We start from the raw sequence: 16985 nt of genomic DNA, 5'->3' as shown, positions 1-16985 counted from the left end.
GCCACACCGTCCGTGGGCGACGTTGGGCGCGGGCGGCACCGGCCCCGGCGGCACCGCACCGGCACCGGCGCGGGCGGCACCGGCACCGGCACCGGCCCCGGCGGCACCGCACCGGCACGGGCGCCGGCGAACCTGTGCGGTGTGCGCCGCACCGCACCAGGTCCCGCTGCGGCGGCGTCGAGCAGGTCTCGTATCAGCGGCGCCGGGCGGGCAAGGCGGCCAGATCTTCCATCCGCATCAGCCTCGGCGGTCGGGGTAGGGGGTACGACGTGGTCAGGAAGCGGCCCCTTCCACAGGCATGCTTCCGAGGAGTCCGCGTTGCAGTTCCCGTTCCACCGTCTCACCGCCGGTCAGCTCGTCATCGAGATCAACGACGTGATCGACTTCGACCAGGAAGACGCTGTTCAGCGGGACCTGCGTGCGGTGATCTCACGCTCCGGGGCCCGTACGGTGATCATCGACGTACGCACGCCGCTGGTCACCGCCGCGGCGGTCAATGTGCTGGTGCGCCTCCGGCGGTCCGCCGACCGCCGGGGAGCGGTGCTGTGTGTGGTGGCGCGCCGGCCGTTGGCCCGCAAGGTCTTCCGTATCGCCGGTGTGTACCGGTTTCTGCTGGTGACCGCCACGCTGTCCGGCGCGGTGGCCATCGCCCGCGGCTGCCGTCCCGCCTCCGGACCGCCGCTGCGACGGGGAGACGGGGCCCTCACCTGAGCGTTGCCATCGCCCTCACGCCGTCCCTGCACCGGGGCGTCACTCCAATGCCCGCTCCGCGTGCGCCTGGTCCGTGACGTGGCCGTTCACTGGAAGCGGGCCCCGCCGTCGGCGGGCAGGCGAGAAACGAGTCGACGTGAAGAAGCAACGTGTCCGGGGACTGCCGGCCGTCACCGTGGCGGCACTGGCGTCCTCCCTCAGCGCCGTCTGCTCCGCGCAGGCCGCACCGGCCGCACCGGCCGCACCGGCCGCACCGGCTGTGCCGGCTGTGCCGGCCACCACGGGCGTGGCGTCCGGCGTCCACGGCGCGCCCGCGGCGCACAGCTTCGAGTGCACCGGCCGGACCGACCCGATGACGGAGACCGGGAGCGCCACCTGCCGGAACACCGGGGACAGCAGCGGCCAGTTCAGGGTGCGCGTGCTGTGCGACAACGGTCTCCACGGTGAGTCCCCGTGGGTCGTCGTCGCCCCCGGCGCGGAGGCGACCGCCGTGGCCCGGTGCGCGGCCGGTCCGGGCGGGCCGAACGCGGTGGCCGTGGAGCACAAGCCGGTCTGACCGTGCGTTTCCCCGGGGCGCCGGCGTCTGCATCACCGGTTCGGCAGGGCCGGCAGAGCCGGGCCCCGGTGCGTCACTGCCGCTCGTGGTCTCATCTGCACACGTCCTGAGGCCTGATGGGTGAGCCTGGAGCCGTCACCCGTTCAATCGAAGGTCGTTGAGCCGGTGAGGGTGGTCCTCTCTTGCCCCTCTGCCCCATAGGCGAACGGAGACGTCCCCGTGCGAGTGACCGATATCCAGCACTGTGAGGTCCGGCCCGGACAACTCATCGAGTGGACGCTGGATCCGGCGACCATCGAGACGGCGACACAATTGCCGGAGGATTCCCGGCCACCGGCGTATGTCCAGGAGTCGCACATGCGGACGGCCCGATCCGTGCGCCAGGACGGCCTGTTCGTGCCGACCTGGATCGGCGCGGCATTCGACATCCCGGGCACGGTCGACCTCGACGTGCTGCAAAGCGCGCTGCGAAGCTGGACTCTCCGGCATGAGACGCTGCGCAGCGGCTTCCGTTGGGCCGGGGAGGAGATGCGCCGGTTCACGCTCGACGCCGAGGCCGTGTCGCTGCACCGTGAAGTCGTCGGTGACTTCCACGAGGCGGAGAAGCTGGTGCAGTACCTCCAGGACCGCTTCGACGTCGCGGCGGACGCGCTCACATGGCCGAACTTCATCTACACCGCTGTCGTCCGGGAGGACTGCACGAGCGTGTACATGGCCTTCGACCACAGCAACGTCGACTCCTACTCCCTCCAGCGCATCCCCGGTGAGATCCACGACTTCTACGCGGCGGGCCTCGAAGGCCGCCCCATCGAGCAGGTGCCGGTCAGCAGTTACATCGACTTCTGCGAGACGGAACGGGCGAACGCCGACCGGATCGACGACACTCACGCGGTCGTCGCCCGCTGGCGGGAGTTCATCAACCGGTGCGACGGGAAAATGCCGAGCTTCCCCGTCGATCTCGGTCTGGATCCCAGCGGAAAGCTGCCCACCCAGAAGCTCATGCACGAGATGCTCGTGGACGCCGATGACGCCGCCGCCTTCGAGTCGTACTGCCGGCCCTTCGGCGGCAGTCTGGTCGGCGTCCTGGCCGCCACGAGCCTGATCGTCCACAGGATCGGCGGGCAGCCCGTCTACCGCACGGTCGTGCCGTTCCACACCAGGGCGAAGTCCCAGTGGCTGGACTCCGTGGGGTGGTACGTCGGCGGCGCGCCCATCGAGATCGCCACGGCCCAGGCACCCGATTTCCGCGGCGTCATGGAGCTGGTCCGCGCCGCGCTGCAGGCCAACAGAGCGGTGACGCGCATGCCCATCCCCCGGGTACTCCACCTGCTCGGCTCGGACTTCCGCCCGACGTCACCCGACCTGTACTCGATCGTCTCGTTCATCGACGCCCGCGGCATCCCCGGCTCCGAGCGCTGGGCCGAGCTGAAGGCGTACGGCCTGGTCAGGGTGTCGTACGGCGACCAGGTGTGCGCCTGGGTCAACAGGCTCCACGAGGGACTGCAGTTCGCCAGCCGCTACCCGGACACCGACATCGCGTACGAGAACATGCGGCGGTACGTCGAGCAACTGCGGGACGTCATCGTCTCGGTGGCCCGCGAAGGCCGGGCCGTAACGGTCTGACCCGGGTCTCACCAGCGCGATCACGCACCACGGCAGGGCTCGGACGAGACCGTCTCACCCTGGGGCAGGGCCTGTTCGGCCCAGATGGTCTTCCCCGTGCGCGTATGGCGGCTTCCCCAGCGCTGCGTGAGCTGCGCGACGAGGAGCAGACCACGGCCGCCCTCGTCGAAGATCCGGGCGCGGCGCAGGTGGGGCGCGGTGCTGCTGCCGTCGGACACCTCGCAGATGAGCGCGGTGTCGCGGATCAGCCGCAGCTGGATGGGCGGGACGCCATAGCGGATGGCGTTGGTGACCAGCTCGCTGACGACCAGTTCGGTGACGAAGGTGGCGTCCTCCACGTGCCAGGCGGCCAGCTGCGCGGACGCCAGCTCGCGGGCGCGGGAGACGACCACGGGGTCGCTCGGCAGCCGCCAGGTGGCGACCCGTTCGGGGCCCAGGGACCGGGTACGGGCCAGGAGGAGCGCGGCGTCGTCGGTGCGCCGGTCGGTCAGCAGGGCGCGCACCACCCTCTCGCAGGTCTCCTCCAGTGGCCGGCCGGGACCGGCGAGAAGATCACGGAGCAGGGCATACGCGTCGTCCAGGTCCCGGCCGGGGGATTCGACGAGGCCGTCGGTGTAGAGGGCGAGGACGCTGCCCTCCGGGATGTCGAACTCCGCGGCCTCGAAGGGCAGGCCACCCAGGCCGAGCGGTGGCCCGCTCGGCAGCTCCAGGAAGTCCACCGCGCCGTCCGGGGTGACGAGGCCCGGTATGGGGTGGCCCGCCCTGGCCATGGCGCAGTGGCGGGAGACGGGGTCGTACACCGCGTACAGGCAGGTGGCGCCCACGGCACCGGTGCCGCGCCCGGCCTGGTCGTCTCCGTCGTCCGCCGTCTCCTCCAGGTCCAGGCGCAGTACGAGATCGTCGAGCTGGGTGAGCAGCTCGTCGGGGGCCAGGTCCACGTCGGCCAGGGTGCGCACCGCTGTGCGCAGACGCCCCATGGTGGCGGAGGCCTGGACGCCGTGGCCCACCACATCGCCGACCACCAGCGCCACCCTGGCACCGGACAGCGGGATGACATCGAACCAGTCACCGCCGATGCCCGCGCCCGCGCCGGCCGGTAGATAGCGGGAGGCGACTTCCACGGCCGCCTGCCTCGGCGCGCGGCGCGGGAGGAGGCTGCGTTGCAGGGCCAGTGCGGTGGCCCGCTCGCGGGTGTAGCGGCGGGCGTTGTCGAAGCACACCGCGGCCCTGCCCGCGAGTTCCTCGCCCAGCCGCAGGTCGTCCTCGTCGAAGGGGGCCGTGGTGCGGTGGCGGCAGAAGATCGTCATTCCCAGGGTGACGCCGCGGGCCCGCAGCGGCACCACCATCAGCGAGTGGATGCCATGGGCCCGCAGGCTGCGGGCGCGCTCGGGGCTGCCCGCCGCCCACCACCGCAGCGTGGCGTCATCGACGCGGTGCCGCGACGCCCGGCCGGTGGCCAGGGCGCGCCCGGGTGGCGAGTCCTCGTGGTAGGTGTGCGTCCCGCCGGCCGTGATCACCGCCTCCGGGCAGCCCGCCAGTACGGAGCGCTGCGCGGTCCGGCGGAAGAGCAGCATCTCGCCCTCCCGGGCGGCGTCCGGCTCCTCGCCGCGGTGGACCCAGTCGAGCAGGTCCACGGTGATGAAGTCCGCGAAGTGGTCCGTGCCGACCTCGGCCAGCTCCTCCGCGGTACGGGTCAGATCGAGGGTCGTGCCGATCCGCAGGCCCGCGTCGTTCAGTACGGTCAGCCGCTGACGGGCCCGGTACCGCTCGGTCGTGTCGAGGGCGGCGACGCAGACGCCCCGCACCGTGCCCGTCCGGTCCTTCACCGGGGACAACAACACCTCCAGGGCCCGTCCGCGGAGCCCGCCGGGCAGGATGTACGACGCGTACGGCACCGCCTCACCGGTCGTGATGACCCGCTGGATGACCCGCTCCAGGCCCTCGGCGCCCTCGATCAGCCGCCCCGGCTCCACCTCGCCCGGGCGCAGCCCCAGCAGCTGCCGCTCCGTCCTGCCGACCACGCCTTCCGCGGCCGCGTTGGCGGCGGCCAGCAGGCCCTGGCAGTCGAAGACGACCACGGGGACCGGGAGCTGGTCCAGCGCCCACTGCTTGAGCAGTGCCGTCCCCGCCCGGTCCCCGCCGGACGGCCCGTGACTCCGCGATGCGGCGACGTCCTTGTCCATGGGTGCATCACTCGTCCTGCCGAGGCTGTCGCCCGCGATCCGTCGGGCCGGTTCCACGGCGCTCGTCCCACTCCCCAGCGTGATCCCTTTCTGGCGCACTCTCAAGTGCGTGGCCTGCCCGTCCGGGCACGGCTCAGCGGAATCTCGCGGCCAGTTCGCTGCGGGAGCGGATTCCGAGCTTCGAATAAATGTGAGTGAGGTGGTACTGCACCGTCTTCACCGAGATGAACAATTCGAGGGCCGTCTGTTTGTTGCTCGCACCCGCGGCGACCAGGCGGGCGACGGCCTCCTCCTGGGCGGTGAGGCGGGGCAGGTCCGACGCGGCACGGCCGGTCTGCAGCCCGCCCGCCTTCAGCTCCCGCTCGCACCGCTCGACGTAGGTGCGGGCGCCCAGGGTGACGTAGGCGTCCCGCGCGTTCTTCAGGACCGTGTCGGCCTCGCGCCGCTTTCCCGCACGGCGCAAGGTCTGGCCGTACGCGAAGTTCACGCCCGCACGGTCGTACGGAAGGGGCAGGCCTTCGAGGTGCGCGAGCGCCCGGTCGAAGTGCTCGCGGGCGGCCTCGATGTCGCCCTGGGCCCCGGTCACCCGCCCGCGCACCAGACCCAGCCGGGCCAGGGTGGAGCGATGCCCGCGGCGTGCGGCGAGGCTCTCGTACGGAGAGAGGAAGGCGTTCGCCTCGTCAATGCGGCCGGTCATCACCAGGGCGTTGGCGTAGAGGTCCTGCCAGGGCCAGAACCCCGGCTCGTCGATGCCCTCCCGTGATCGGAGCTGGACCACGGGAGCGAGCGCTTCCACGACCCTCTCGTAGTCTCCGCGCGCTTCCGCGACCTGGGCGCGTGCCAGGCAGGCGGGCAGCAACATCACCTCGTAGTGGTGCGTGCCGGCCGAGGCCTCCTCGACGTGGCGGCCGGCGGCGTCCCAGTCCCCGCGCAGTGCCTGGATCTGGGCTCCGGTCCAGTGCACCAGCGGGCGGACGAGTTCGATCCTCACCTCGGCGAGACGAGCGGCTGCCCGCTCCACGGTTTCGAGGGCCTCCGGCCACGCACCCAGGGCGAACTGGGTCCGGGCGAGCCACCCCTGTGCCCACAGGGAGATCCGGGTCGACCCCATCCGATAGCCGGTCGGCACCGCTCCTTCGAGTTCGCGGCGCGCGGCCTCCGGCGCGTCGAGCGCGAGGTCCACCCAGCCGCGGCCGAGCTGGAAGCGCTGCGGCTGGGCGCCGCCGGAGAGCTTGGCGGCGGCCGACTCATAGGCGGCCACGGCCTCGTCCGCCCGTCCCATGGCCGCCAGTCCGATGCCCATGACGGCCTCGGACTCGATGGCCGAGGGATCGTCGGGGTCCGCCAGTTCGATGGCACGGCGGGCCCAGTCGACCAGGCCGGGCGCATCCCAGCGCCCCAGGGCGTGCAGCACCCGGCGCTGGCAGATCTTCGCCGTCAGGTCGGGACGCCGTTCCCGCTCGCAGCGCGTCCATGCCTGGGTGAGGAAGTCCTCGGCCTCCGAGGCGCGGCCGCGCATGATGGCCAGATAGCCCAGGACGACGTCGCGCAGCGTGCCGGCCGGGAAGCTCTCCAGCTCCTCGGCGAAGATCGACGCCTGGGGCACGTCGCCGGCCCCGATCATGGCGTCCACCGCACGCAGCAACCGGTCCTGACGCGCGGCGCCGGCCACGCTCAGGCGGCTCGCCTTGACCAGGGTGTCCGCCACCGTGGACCACTCGCCCGCGGAGGCACGCTCGGCCGCGTACCGGTCGAGTTCGTCGGCCAGTTCCGCGTCCGCCGTGGTGGCGGCGGCGACGCGGTGCGTCAGCCGCCGGCCCCGGTCCTCGGTGACCGCCGCGGCGCGACGGTGCAGTTCGCCGCGCGTGGTCAGCCCCATGCCGGTGAGGACGGCGGCCCGGACCAGCGGGTGCGGGAAGGACAGCAGTACGCGGCCGGGGTCGACGGTAGCGGTCAGCAGCCCCGCCGCGTGCGCCTGATCCGCCGCGGGGAGCGGGTCGTCGATGCCCGCGACCGCGGCGGCCTCCGCGACGGGCACCTCGTCGGGCAGGACGGAGCACGCCTCCACCAGGGCCCGGGCCGCGTCCCCGCACCGCGCGAGCCTGTGCCGTACCGCCGACGCGTAGCGGGACGGAGCCGGCAGGACGGGCTGCCAGTCCTGCCAGGTCTCGCGCGGCAGCTCACGCAGCAGCCGGCCGATGTGCAGCGGGTTGCCCCTGGTGTGCCGGCACAGATGGCGAGCGGTGGGGAGGGCGAGCGTGACGCCACTGGTCTCCCAGGCCAGTGCCCTGACCTCCTCGGGCCCCAGCGGGCCGAGCCGTACGGCGTCGTCACGGCAGCCGTCCAGGAACGCCAGGGTCTCCACGGGCACGGTCTCGAACGGCTCGTACGGATCGTCCTCGCACGGATCGTCCCGGGCGAGCAGAAGGACGAGCACCCTCTCCGTCGACATCCCGCGCACCGCGGACCCGATCGCCCGCAGGCTCTCGACGTCGGCCCAGTGCGCGTCGTCGACGACGACCACGAGCGGTTCCGGCCGCTGCCATGCCCCCCAGAGCTCATGGAGCCGCCGCGCCGCCTCCAGCACCGCCCGCGGCGACGCGTCGGGCGGTGTCCCGTCCCGCGGCGACTCGCCGTGAACGACCAGCGGCTTCCCGCAGGCGCGCGCCAGCTGCCGCGCGACTCCCAGCGCCACGCCGGCTTCCCAGGGCACGCCGGCGCCGCGCAGGACGCGCACGGGCTCCGAGGCGGCGAGGACATGCTCGACCAGGGCTGTCTTGCCGCTTCCCGGCGGGCCTTCGACGAGCACCATCGAGGGGTGCCCCGCGCGGGCGGCGCCGAGCGCACGGGTCAGCGCGGCGACCTCACCGGCCCGTCCGAACAGGCTGCGCTGCGGCTCAGGACGGTTATCCATTTCCCAGCACGCTAGCACCGCCTTCGGCCCGGGGCCCCGGCGTGGCGAGGGCCGGACCGACGGCCCGGTCGACGGCCGGCGGAGCCGGCCGGCGCGGGACGAAACCGGTCACCAGCAGGCCGAGGAGGGCGACCGCGGCGAACACGTAGAACGCGTACAGCGGTGGGACGCCGGCACCGACGAGGGCCCCGCCGACGACCGGTCCGCCGATACCGCCGAGCCGGCCGAATCCGGCGCACCAGGCGACGCCCGCGGCACGGGCCACCGTGTCGTAGTACGTGGACACGAATCCGTAGATGAGGACCTGGGTCCCCAGCGTCCCCACCCCGGCGACGGCGACGAGGCCGAGCAGGACACCGAGCGGCAGCTCCATCGTCAGCAGCGCCAAGGAGACGGCGGCCAGCGCGAAGGTGGCGGCGACCACGCGCTGGGGGCCGAGCCGGTCGGCGACCCGCGAGGCGAGGAGCCCGCCGACGATGGCGCCGCCGTTGAGGGCCAGCAGGAAGGCCAGGGCGTACGACGTGCCGTAACCGTTGCGGCCCATGATCTCGGGCAGCCAGGTGTTGAGTCCGTACGTGAGGAGCAAGGCGCAGAAGCTGGTCAGGCCGAGGAAGAAGGTGGCGACCGCGTAGCGCCGGGTCGCCAGCGCCGGGAAGCCGACCTTCACCTTCGGCGGGTAGGCCGCCGCGCCGGCGGGCCGTTCAGCGGCCGGCAGGGGGACCCCGGTGCGCTCGCAGACGCGGCGGGCCCGCTCCTCGTGGCCGCGGGCGAGCAGCCAGGCGGGTGACTCGGGCAGCCGCAGCACCGCCACGGGCAGCAGCAGGACGATGGGCAGGGCCCCGACCAGGAACAGACCACGCCAGCCGATCGCATCGGAGGTGAACATCGCGAGCAGCGCCGCCAGGACGCCACCGGCGGGCACGCCGCTGTAGACGATCGCGTTGTAGAAGTTCCGCCGGTCCGGCGGGGCGAACTCGGCGACCATGGCGCCGACCGTGGCCACCAGGGCTCCCACGCCGACGCCGGTGAAGAAGCGCAGGAACCCGAAGGCGGTGACGCTCGTGGTGACCGCGGTCAGTCCCATGCCGAGGGAGAACCAGGCGATGTTGACGAGCATGATCCGGCGACGGCCGACGTGGTCACCGATGGCGCCCGCGGCCAGTGCGCCCACCATGACGCCTATGAGGGCGTAGCTGCCGAGCGCTCCGGCCTCGCCGGGGGTGAGGGCACCGAGCTGCGACGGGTCCCGCAGCAGGGTCGGTACGACGGTGCCGTAGACGACGAGGTCGTACCCGTCGAAGAGCAGGGTCACGGCGGCTATGCCGACGATCCAGCGCAGGGTTTTCCGGTGGCGCGCTTCGCGCCGGATGTCCTGCCGAGCGTTCATAGCGGTACCCCATGATCATAAGCGGGTGGACCTGCCGCGGCGACCCGGTCGTGGGCAGACCGGGCGGCGGCGTGCGGCAGCGGGAAGGGGTGCGGGGGGTGCGCCGACGCCGGCTCTTGTGGGCCGGAGCGCCGGACGGAAGGGGCGGTGCGGTGGCGGCGGGGCCGGGGCGATCAGCCCAGGTCTCCGCCGGCGACCGGAAGCACCGTGCCGGTGATGTAGGACGCCTCGTCGGAGGCGAGGAAGACGATCGCCGCTGCCTGCTCCTCCAGCGAGCCGTACCGCTTCATGAGCGACGAGGCGATGGTCTGGTCGACGATCTGCTGGTACCAGGCCTTCTCCCGGTCGCTGCCGGCCGCCGGGCCGCGGGCTACGCGGCGGGCGGGGGCCTCGGTGCCGCCGGGGGCGGTGGCCACGACCCGGATGCCGTACGGGGCCGCTTCCAGCGCCAGCGAGGCCGTGATGGCGTTGACCCCGCCCTTGGCCGCCGCGTACGGGACGCGGTTGACGCCGCGAGTGGCGACGGACGAGACGTTGACGATGGTCCCGCTGCCCTGGTCGATGAGACGGGGGAGGACGGCGCGGCAGGTCCACAGGGTCGGGAACAGGGAACGCTGGACCTCCGCCCGGATCTGCTCGGGCGTGTAGTGCTCGTACGGCTTCGCCCAGATCGTGCCGCCCACGTTGTTGATGAGGCAGTCGATCCGGCCGTGCCGCGCGTGGGCCGCCGAGATCGCCGTCTCGGCACCCTCGTACCGTTCCAGATCCGCCACGACGGCATCGGCCTTCAACTCATCGGCGATCTCCCGGACGAGGTCGGAGCGGTCGACCAGGACGACGTCGGCCGACTCGGCCACCAGGCGCCGGGCGACGGCGAGGCCGATGCCCTGGGCGGCGCCGGTGACGACGGCCTTCTTGCCCGCGAACCTGCCCGGGTGCGCGTACACCCGGTTCACCGGGCGCTCCCCGCCGCCACCGCGAACTTCTCGTAGTGGAACCCCCCCGGGGTGATCCCGAGGGAGGTGATGTGCGCGCGTACCGCCTCCACCATGGCGGGCGGCCCGCACAGATAGACGTCGGCGTCGCCGTCGTGCAGGGACTTCTCGTCGATCAGCCCGGTGACGTAGCCCGTGTTGCGGGCGCCGGCGGCCGGATCGGCGACGCAGTGGTCGAAGGTGAAGCCGGGGATGACGTCGGCGTAGTCGTCCAGCGTGTCGAGGTGGACGAGGTCCTGGTCGGTGCTCACGCCGTAGATGAGGTGGACCGGGTGCGCGGCCGGGGCCTGCGCCAGCCGCTCCAGCATCGACAGCAGCGGCGCCAGCCCGGTCCCGCCCGCCAGGAAGAGGGCGGGGCGGGTCAGTTCGCGGAGGTAGAAGCTGCCCATCGGGCCGGTGAACGTGACGCGGTCGCCGACCTCGGCCCGCTCGGTGAGGTAGCGGGACATCGCACCGCCCTCGGTGATCCGGACGAGGAAGGAGGCCTGCTGCTGGTTCGGCCCGGAGCTGAAGGAGTACGAGCGGGTCAACTCCGTGCCGGGGACGGTGACGTTGACGTACTGACCGGGCAGGAAGTCCAGCGCCGCGCGGTCGTCGACGTCGAGCGCGAAGCCCACGGTGGTGGGGGAGTGGCGCTGGATGTCCGCGAGGGTGGCGGTGTAGGTGCCCGCGGCCGTCTTGGCGGCGGCCGAGCTGGAGGGGATGCGCAGGACCAGGTCGCTCTGCGGCGTCATCCGGCACGGCAGGCAGTAGCCGAGCGCCGCCTCCCGCTCGCTCAGCGCCTCCTCGATGTAGTCCCCGCCGTCGTAACTGCCGGACTCGCACAGCGACTTGCACGTACCGCAGGCGCCGTCGCGGCAGTCGAGAGGGATGTTGATACGGGCCTTGTACGAGGCCTCGGCGACGGTCTCGTCCGGTCCGCAGTCGATGAACCGGGTGATGCCGTCCTCGAAGCTCAGGGCGACCTGGAATGCCATGGCGGTGCTCATTTCGGGTTGCGGGAGGGGAGGGCCGCTCAGACGTGGTAGATGTCGACCACGTGGTGGACGTAGTCGTTCTTCAGCACGACCTTCTTGGTCCTGATCAGGGGGCTGGGGCCGGTGAAGTCCACGCGGTAGAAAGACGTGCCGAAGTACGTGTCGACGGTCTGGTAGCGGTAGTAGAGCGTGAACCAGTTGAAACGCACATCCACCAGGCCGTTGTCCTCCCCGGTGATCTCCACGTTGGTGATGTTGTGGCCGGTGCGCGGCTCGGGCAGGCTCGTGGCGCTGGAGCGGTCGGTGCGGATCCGGAAGACCCGGTCCTCCAGCCCGCCGCGGTTGGCGTAGTAGATCAGCGAGATCTCGGTGTGCGGGTCCCGGGTGAGCTCGTCGTCGTCGGCCCAGGCCGGCATCCAGAACTCGGCGTCCGGGTGGTAGCACTCCAGCCACTTCTCGAACTCGCGGTCGTCGAGGTGGCGCGCCTCCCGGTGGAGGAACTGGCGGACCGCTTCGAGCGTGACGCCGCTCGTTCCCGTCCCTGTCCCTGTCGTCGTCATGGTCATATTGCTGCTCCCTTCCATGCTCACCGCGGTCACGCCGACCGGGCGGTGTTCTGGGTCACGGTCCCGGCCTCGGTCACGGTCCCGGCCTCCGCGTCCAGCGCGCGGCGCATGGTCTCCAGCCAGTAGCCGTGCTGGATGCCGTAGAGGCCCTCGTCCTCCGTACGGACCCCGCTGGCGAGGGGGCTGAGCCCGATGCGCTTGGCGTCCTCGTCGGGGCCGTCGATCCGGTGCACGGCACCGCGGCTGAGGTCGTTCCACGGGGCGGAGCCGGCCAGATAGGTCTTCTGGCAGGAGCGGAACTCCTCCAGGTCGTCCGGGGTCGCCATGCCGGTGGCGTTGAAGAAGTCCTCGTACTGCCGGATGCGATGGGCGCGGGCCGTGGGCGACTCGCCCTTGGGCGCGATGCAGTAGATCGTGACCTCGGTCTTGTCGACCGAGAGGGGGCGGAAGTGCCGGATCTGGGAGCTGAACTGGTCCATGAGGTAGACGTTCGGGTAGAGGCACAGGTTGCGGGAGACGCCGATCATCCAGTCGGCCTTCTCCTCCCCGAACTCCGCCACCAGTTCGTCGCGCCGTTCATTGAGCGGCCGGTTGGCGGGGTCGAGCCATTTCGTCCACAGCAGCAGGTGGCCGTGCTCGAACGCGTAGTACCCGCCTTGCTGCTTGGACCAGCCCCCCGCGTCCATCGTCTTGATGTCGTTCGCCGACTCACCCGCGACCCGGCGGGCCTGGGTCGCCGCGTAGTTCCAGTGCGTGGCGGACACGTGGTAGCCGTCGGCGCCGTTCTCCGCCTGGAGCTTCCAGTTCCCGTCGTACGTGTACGTCGACGAGCCGCGCAGCACCTCCAGCCCCTCCGGTGACTGGTCGACGACCATGTCGATGACCTTCGCCGCCTCGCCGAGGTGCTCGGTGAGCGGCCTGACGTCGGGGTTGAGGCTGCCGAAGAGGAAACCGCGGTAGTTGTCGAAGCGGGCGACCTTGGTCAGGTCGTGCGAGCCGCCGGTGTTGAACTGCTCGGGGTAACCGGCGCCGCGCGGGTCCTTGACCTTGAGGAGCTTGCCGGTATTGGCGAACGTCCAGCCGTGGAAGGGGCAGGTGAAGGTGGTGCGGTTGTCGGTCTTGCGGCGGCAGAGCATCGCCCCGCGGTGGCTGCACGCGTTGATGAGAGCGTGCAGTTCGCCCTGCTTGTCGCGGGAGATGACCACGGGCTGCCGGCCGATATAGGTCGTGAAGTAGTCTCCAACGTTCGGAATCTGGCTCTCGTGCGCGAGATAGACCCAGTTCCCCTCGAAGATGTACGTCATCTCCAGCTCGAAGAGCTCCTCGTCGGTGAACACGCTCCGGCGGACGCGGTACACGCCGCTCTCCGGATCCTCCACCAGGGCACCCTCAAGGATGGCCCGCGCACCGCTGTCGGCCTCGGTCATGGTCCGTCCCTCCCGATCGTTCGCCACCCGGCTTCGGCGGCTCTTTCGTTACGACTGCTTTTCAGCACCATGACACCGCGGTGAAGAGTGGGGCCCCAGACGTTTCCCCAGGGTTGACCCAGGGGGGTATTGATATCCCTCGCGTCTCAATAGGGTGCAATCAAGTATTTGTCCGTCTGGGATTCCGGTTCCTACGATGAGGCGCAACCGAGGGCCCCGGAACAGAAAGGGGCAGTCCGATGGAACTCAGGCACCTGCGGTATTTCGCGGCCGTTGCCGACACCCGCCATTTCGGCAGGGCGGCACAGCGTCTGCACATGGCCCAGCCCCCGCTCTCCCAGGCGATTCGCCGGCTGGAGACGGAACTGGGCGTCGAACTGTTCACCCGTACGACCCGGCAGGTCACCCTGACCGGCGCCGGCGAGGTCTTCCACGCCGACGTGCGGCGCATCCTCACGGCCGTCACCGAAGCGGCGGCCCGGGCCGGGCGCTTCGCGTCGGGGGTGGAGGGAGTGCTGCGGGTGGGCCTGACCGGATCGGCCTCGTACCGACAGCTGCCCGCCCTGGCGCGGCTGGTGAAACGCGACATGCCAGGGGTGACGCTGGAGGTGCACACGGAGATGCTCACACCCGCCCAGGAAACGGCGCTGGCGGACAGACGCCTGGACATCGGCGTCCTGCGGCCGCCCACCCGACGGGAGGGCATCGTGCACCGGGCCGTGGCCGACGAGGCGCTGGTCCTCGCCGTGCCCGAGGGGCACTGGCTGGGTGACGCCGATGCCGTACGCGTCGAACAGCTGCGGCACGAGGACTTCATCATGTACGCGGCCGGGCTCAACTCCGTCGTCAACGACACGGTGGTCCGCAGCTGCCTGGCGGCCGGCTTCTCCCCGCACCGCGCCCACGAGGTCACCGAGACCTCGGCGGCGCTCGCCCTGGTCGCGGCCGGCCTCGGGGTCGCCGTGCTGCCCGATTCCATCCGCTCGGCGCCCCGCGAAGGGGTGCTGTGCAAGCACATCGAGGACGCCCTGCCCGTCCGCCTCGCCATGGCGTGGCGCGATGACGACCCATCTCCCCTGCTGAGAAACCTGCTGCACATTCTGGAGAAGAACAACATGTTCATCGCGCCCGAAATATCCGGGGAAACGGTATGAAGATTGTCAAGGTCGAGGCGATACCCTTTTCGATTCCGTACAGAAAGCCGCTGAAATTCGCCAGCGGCGAAGTGCGCACCGCCGACCACGTACTGGTACGGGTGCACACCGACGACGGACCGACCGGTGTCGCCGAGGCGCCGCCCCGGCCCTATACGTACGGTGAGACCCAGGAATCCATCGTGGCCGTGATCGACAAGATCTTCGCGCCGCAGATCACGGGCCTGTCGGCGCTGGAGCGGGAAGCGGTCCACGAGAGGCTGGACCGGACCGTCGGCAACCCCACCGCCAAGGCCGCCCTCGACATGGCGCTGTGGGACATCCTCGGCCAGGCGGCCGGCATGCCGGTCTCCGGGCTCCTCGGCGGGTACACCAAGCGGATGCGGGTGAGCCACATGGTGGGCTTCGCACCCGCCGAGCGCATGGTCGCCGAAGCCGAACGCGTACGGGACACCCACGGCATCACCACCTTCAAGGTCAAGGTCGGCCGCCGCCCCTACACCGACGACGTCGAGGCCTGCCGCGCCCTGCGCGACGCCCTCGGCCCGCAGGCCGAGCTCTACATCGACGGCAACCGCGGCTGGACCGCCTCCGAGGCGGCCCGCGCCCTGCGGGAGATGGCCGACCTCGGCCTGACGTTCGCCGAGGAACTCTGCCCGGCCGACGACGTACTGGGACGGCGCTGGCTCGTGGCACAGAGCCCCATCCCCTTCATCGCCGACGAGAGCGCCACCCGCGCGGCCGAGGTCACCCGCGAGCTGCTCGGTGGCTCCGCCACCGCCATCAGCATCAAGACCGCCCGCACCGGGTTCACCGCCTCGCAGCGCGTGCTGCACCAGTGCGAGGGGCTGGGTGTCGAAGTGCTGATGGGCAATCAGATCGATGGCCAGATCGGCACGCTGTGCTCCGTCGCCTTCGGCGCGGCACACCGGTCGTCCGCCCAGCGGGCCGGTGAGCTGTCCAACTTCCTCGACATGAGCGACGACCTGCTCACCGAGCCGCTGTCCATCACGGACGGCACCCTGCGCCTTCGCGAAGGCGCGGGGCTGGGGATCGACATCGACCCCGACAAGCTGGCGCGCTACCGCCAGGACATCTGAGAACCACCAACCGCACCGCAAAGGAACAGGACCGGAAACATGACCATCACGCCCACGCCCAACCCCGCCGAAGAGGCCACCGCGGCCGCATCAGGCGCCGCCGCCACCGAGAAGTTCCGCAGCAGGCAGCACACGGGCAGCGCCATGGCCGACACCAAGCGCGTCGACACGCTGGCCTCCGAAATGCTCTCGGCGGTCCACGACATCATCCGCCGCCACAAGGTCACCTACGCCGAGTACGACGCGCTGAAGGCTTGGCTCATCCAGGTCGGCCTGGACGGCGAGTGGCCGCTGTTCCTCGACGTGTGGGTCGAGCATGTCGTCGAGGAGGTCGCCAACGAGAACCGCCAGGGCAGCAAGGGCACCATCGAGGGCCCGTACTACGTCCCGGACTCCCCGTCCTTCACCGCCATCGCCACCCTGCCCATGCGGGAGGACGAGCCCGGCACGCCTCTGCTGTTCCAGGGGCAGGTGACCAGCGTGGACGGCACACCGCTGGCCGGCGCCAAGGTCGAGATGTGGCACGCCGACGCCAACGGCCTCTACTCGCAGTTCGCCCCCGGACTGCCCGAGTGGAACCTGCGCGGCACCGTCCTCACCGACGACCAGGGCAACTTCCGTATCCACACCAAGGAGCCGGCGCCGTACCAGATCCCCACCGACGGCTCCTGCGGCAAGCTGATCGCCGCGGCCGGCTGGCACGCCTGGCGCCCCGCCCACCTCCACCTGAAGGTCTCCGCCCCCGGCCACCAGCTCATCACCACGCAGCTGTACTTCCGGGGCGGCAGCCACGTCGAGGACGACATCGCCTCGGCCGTCAAGCCCGAACTGGTCCTGGACCCGGCTCCCGCGGCGAGCGGTACCGGCAACGAAGTCACCTACGACTTCGTGCTGGACAGGGCCTGACTCTTTCCGTCTTACGCACAGCGGCACCCCGATCTCTACCGGCAGAGGAAACACCATGCTGTTCGCAGTGACGATGGACGTCGAGATCCCGCACGACCTCGACCCCGAAGTCCGCGAGGACCTGATCAACCGTGAGAAGAGCTACTGCCAGGACCTCCAGAGGAAGGGCACCTGGGTCCACATCTGGCGATACGCCGGGCAGTACGCCAATCTCAGCGTCTTCGACGTCGCGGACCACGAGGAACTGCACCGCATCCTGTGGAATCTGCCGCTCTTCCCCTATCTGTCCATCGCCGTCACGCCCCTGGCCGCCCACCCGTCCGCGCTCGACGACACGGCGGGGGTGGCGGCCTGATGGCGATGGACAAGGTGGTGGGGTCGGCTGCGGAGGCTGTGGCTGATGTGGGGGAGGGGGTGTCGTTGGCGGTGGGTGGTTTTGGTCTCAGTGGTGTGCCGAGTGTGTTGATCGGGGCGGTGTACGAGAGG

The 16985-nt window shown here is 71.2% G+C and carries 15 protein-coding genes; 8 read left to right on the top strand and 7 right to left on the bottom strand.

The genetic code is table 11. The features are described 5' to 3' along the window. The first annotated feature begins 318 nt into the window (after nucleotides 1–318). The 3 genes from QWM81_RS17500 to QWM81_RS17490 all read left to right on the top strand — a co-directional run bounded on the left by QWM81_RS17500 (nucleotide 319) and on the right by QWM81_RS17490 (nucleotide 2890). Nucleotides 319–711 carry an STAS domain-containing protein gene (locus QWM81_RS17500; RefSeq protein WP_290112965.1) on the top strand — a complete coding sequence of 131 codons (393 nt, stop codon included), beginning with the start codon at nucleotides 319–321 and terminating at the stop codon, nucleotides 709–711. Between the two features lie 136 nt (nucleotides 712–847). After that, a complete protein-coding gene (locus tag QWM81_RS17495; RefSeq protein WP_290112964.1) occupies nucleotides 848–1267 on the top strand; it encodes a hypothetical protein in 420 nt (139 codons plus the stop codon). A gap of 219 nt (nucleotides 1268–1486) precedes the next feature. Then, the gene (locus QWM81_RS17490; RefSeq protein WP_290112963.1) at nucleotides 1487–2890 is read left to right on the top strand and encodes a condensation domain-containing protein; all 1404 of its coding nucleotides are present in this window, start codon (nucleotides 1487–1489) and stop codon (nucleotides 2888–2890) included. Between the two features lie 20 nt (nucleotides 2891–2910). Here the strand turns inward: QWM81_RS17490 and QWM81_RS17485 are convergent, their stop codons facing one another. The 7 genes from QWM81_RS17485 to benA form a co-directional block, all read right to left on the bottom strand. Continuing rightward, nucleotides 2911–5073, bottom strand: a complete 2163-nt coding sequence (locus QWM81_RS17485; protein WP_290112962.1) for a SpoIIE family protein phosphatase — start codon at nucleotides 5071–5073, stop codon at nucleotides 2911–2913. Nucleotides 5074–5206: 133 nt separating this feature from the next. Then, nucleotides 5207–7987 carry a helix-turn-helix transcriptional regulator gene (locus QWM81_RS17480; protein WP_290112961.1) on the bottom strand — a complete coding sequence of 927 codons (2781 nt, stop codon included), beginning with the start codon at nucleotides 7985–7987 and terminating at the stop codon, nucleotides 5207–5209. Further along, nucleotides 7980–9374: an MFS transporter gene (locus tag QWM81_RS17475; RefSeq protein WP_290112959.1), complete on the bottom strand. Its 1395-nt coding sequence runs from the start codon at nucleotides 9372–9374 to the stop codon at nucleotides 7980–7982. The genes QWM81_RS17480 and QWM81_RS17475 overlap by 8 nt, the downstream gene beginning before the upstream one ends. Before the next feature lie 173 nt (nucleotides 9375–9547). Next, complete coding sequence (locus tag QWM81_RS17470; RefSeq protein WP_290112957.1) at nucleotides 9548–10330, bottom strand: 1,6-dihydroxycyclohexa-2,4-diene-1-carboxylate dehydrogenase; 783 nt, start codon at nucleotides 10328–10330, stop codon at nucleotides 9548–9550. After that, nucleotides 10327–11346: a benzoate 1,2-dioxygenase electron transfer component BenC gene (gene benC, locus QWM81_RS17465; protein WP_290112956.1), complete on the bottom strand. Its 1020-nt coding sequence runs from the start codon at nucleotides 11344–11346 to the stop codon at nucleotides 10327–10329. The genes QWM81_RS17470 and benC overlap by 4 nt, the downstream gene beginning before the upstream one ends. Before the next feature lie 38 nt (nucleotides 11347–11384). Further along, on the bottom strand, nucleotides 11385–11912 hold the full coding sequence (benB, locus tag QWM81_RS17460) for a benzoate 1,2-dioxygenase small subunit (RefSeq protein ID WP_290112955.1): 528 nt from the start codon (nucleotides 11910–11912) through the stop codon (nucleotides 11385–11387). 29 nt (nucleotides 11913–11941) lie between these two features. Further along, on the bottom strand, nucleotides 11942–13339 hold the full coding sequence (gene benA / locus QWM81_RS17455) for a benzoate 1,2-dioxygenase large subunit (RefSeq protein ID WP_290112954.1): 1398 nt from the start codon (nucleotides 13337–13339) through the stop codon (nucleotides 11942–11944). 239 nt (nucleotides 13340–13578) lie between these two features. On the opposite strand from benA, the gene QWM81_RS17450 reads away from it, so the two are divergent. From QWM81_RS17450 to QWM81_RS17430, 5 genes are all read left to right on the top strand, one after another. Next, complete coding sequence (locus QWM81_RS17450; RefSeq protein ID WP_290112953.1) at nucleotides 13579–14493, top strand: LysR substrate-binding domain-containing protein; 915 nt, start codon at nucleotides 13579–13581, stop codon at nucleotides 14491–14493. Continuing rightward, nucleotides 14490–15593 carry a mandelate racemase/muconate lactonizing enzyme family protein gene (locus QWM81_RS17445; protein ID WP_290112952.1) on the top strand — a complete coding sequence of 368 codons (1104 nt, stop codon included), beginning with the start codon at nucleotides 14490–14492 and terminating at the stop codon, nucleotides 15591–15593. The genes QWM81_RS17450 and QWM81_RS17445 overlap by 4 nt, the downstream gene beginning before the upstream one ends. A 39-nt stretch (nucleotides 15594–15632) precedes the next feature. After that, complete coding sequence (catA, locus tag QWM81_RS17440) at nucleotides 15633–16499, top strand: catechol 1,2-dioxygenase (protein WP_290112951.1); 867 nt, start codon at nucleotides 15633–15635, stop codon at nucleotides 16497–16499. Between the two features lie 55 nt (nucleotides 16500–16554). Next, on the top strand, nucleotides 16555–16854 hold the full coding sequence (gene catC / locus QWM81_RS17435) for a muconolactone Delta-isomerase (protein ID WP_290112950.1): 300 nt from the start codon (nucleotides 16555–16557) through the stop codon (nucleotides 16852–16854). 5 nt (nucleotides 16855–16859) lie between these two features. Then, nucleotides 16860–16985, top strand: a 126-nt coding sequence (locus QWM81_RS17430) for a CoA-transferase (RefSeq protein WP_290111028.1), incomplete at its 3' end; no start/stop codon positions are given.

This window comes from Streptomyces ficellus, assembly GCF_030406405.1.
GTDB classification, from domain to species: domain Bacteria; phylum Actinomycetota; class Actinomycetes; order Streptomycetales; family Streptomycetaceae; genus Streptomyces; species Streptomyces ficellus_B.
This window is presented reverse-complemented; position numbering and strand designations above follow the sequence as displayed.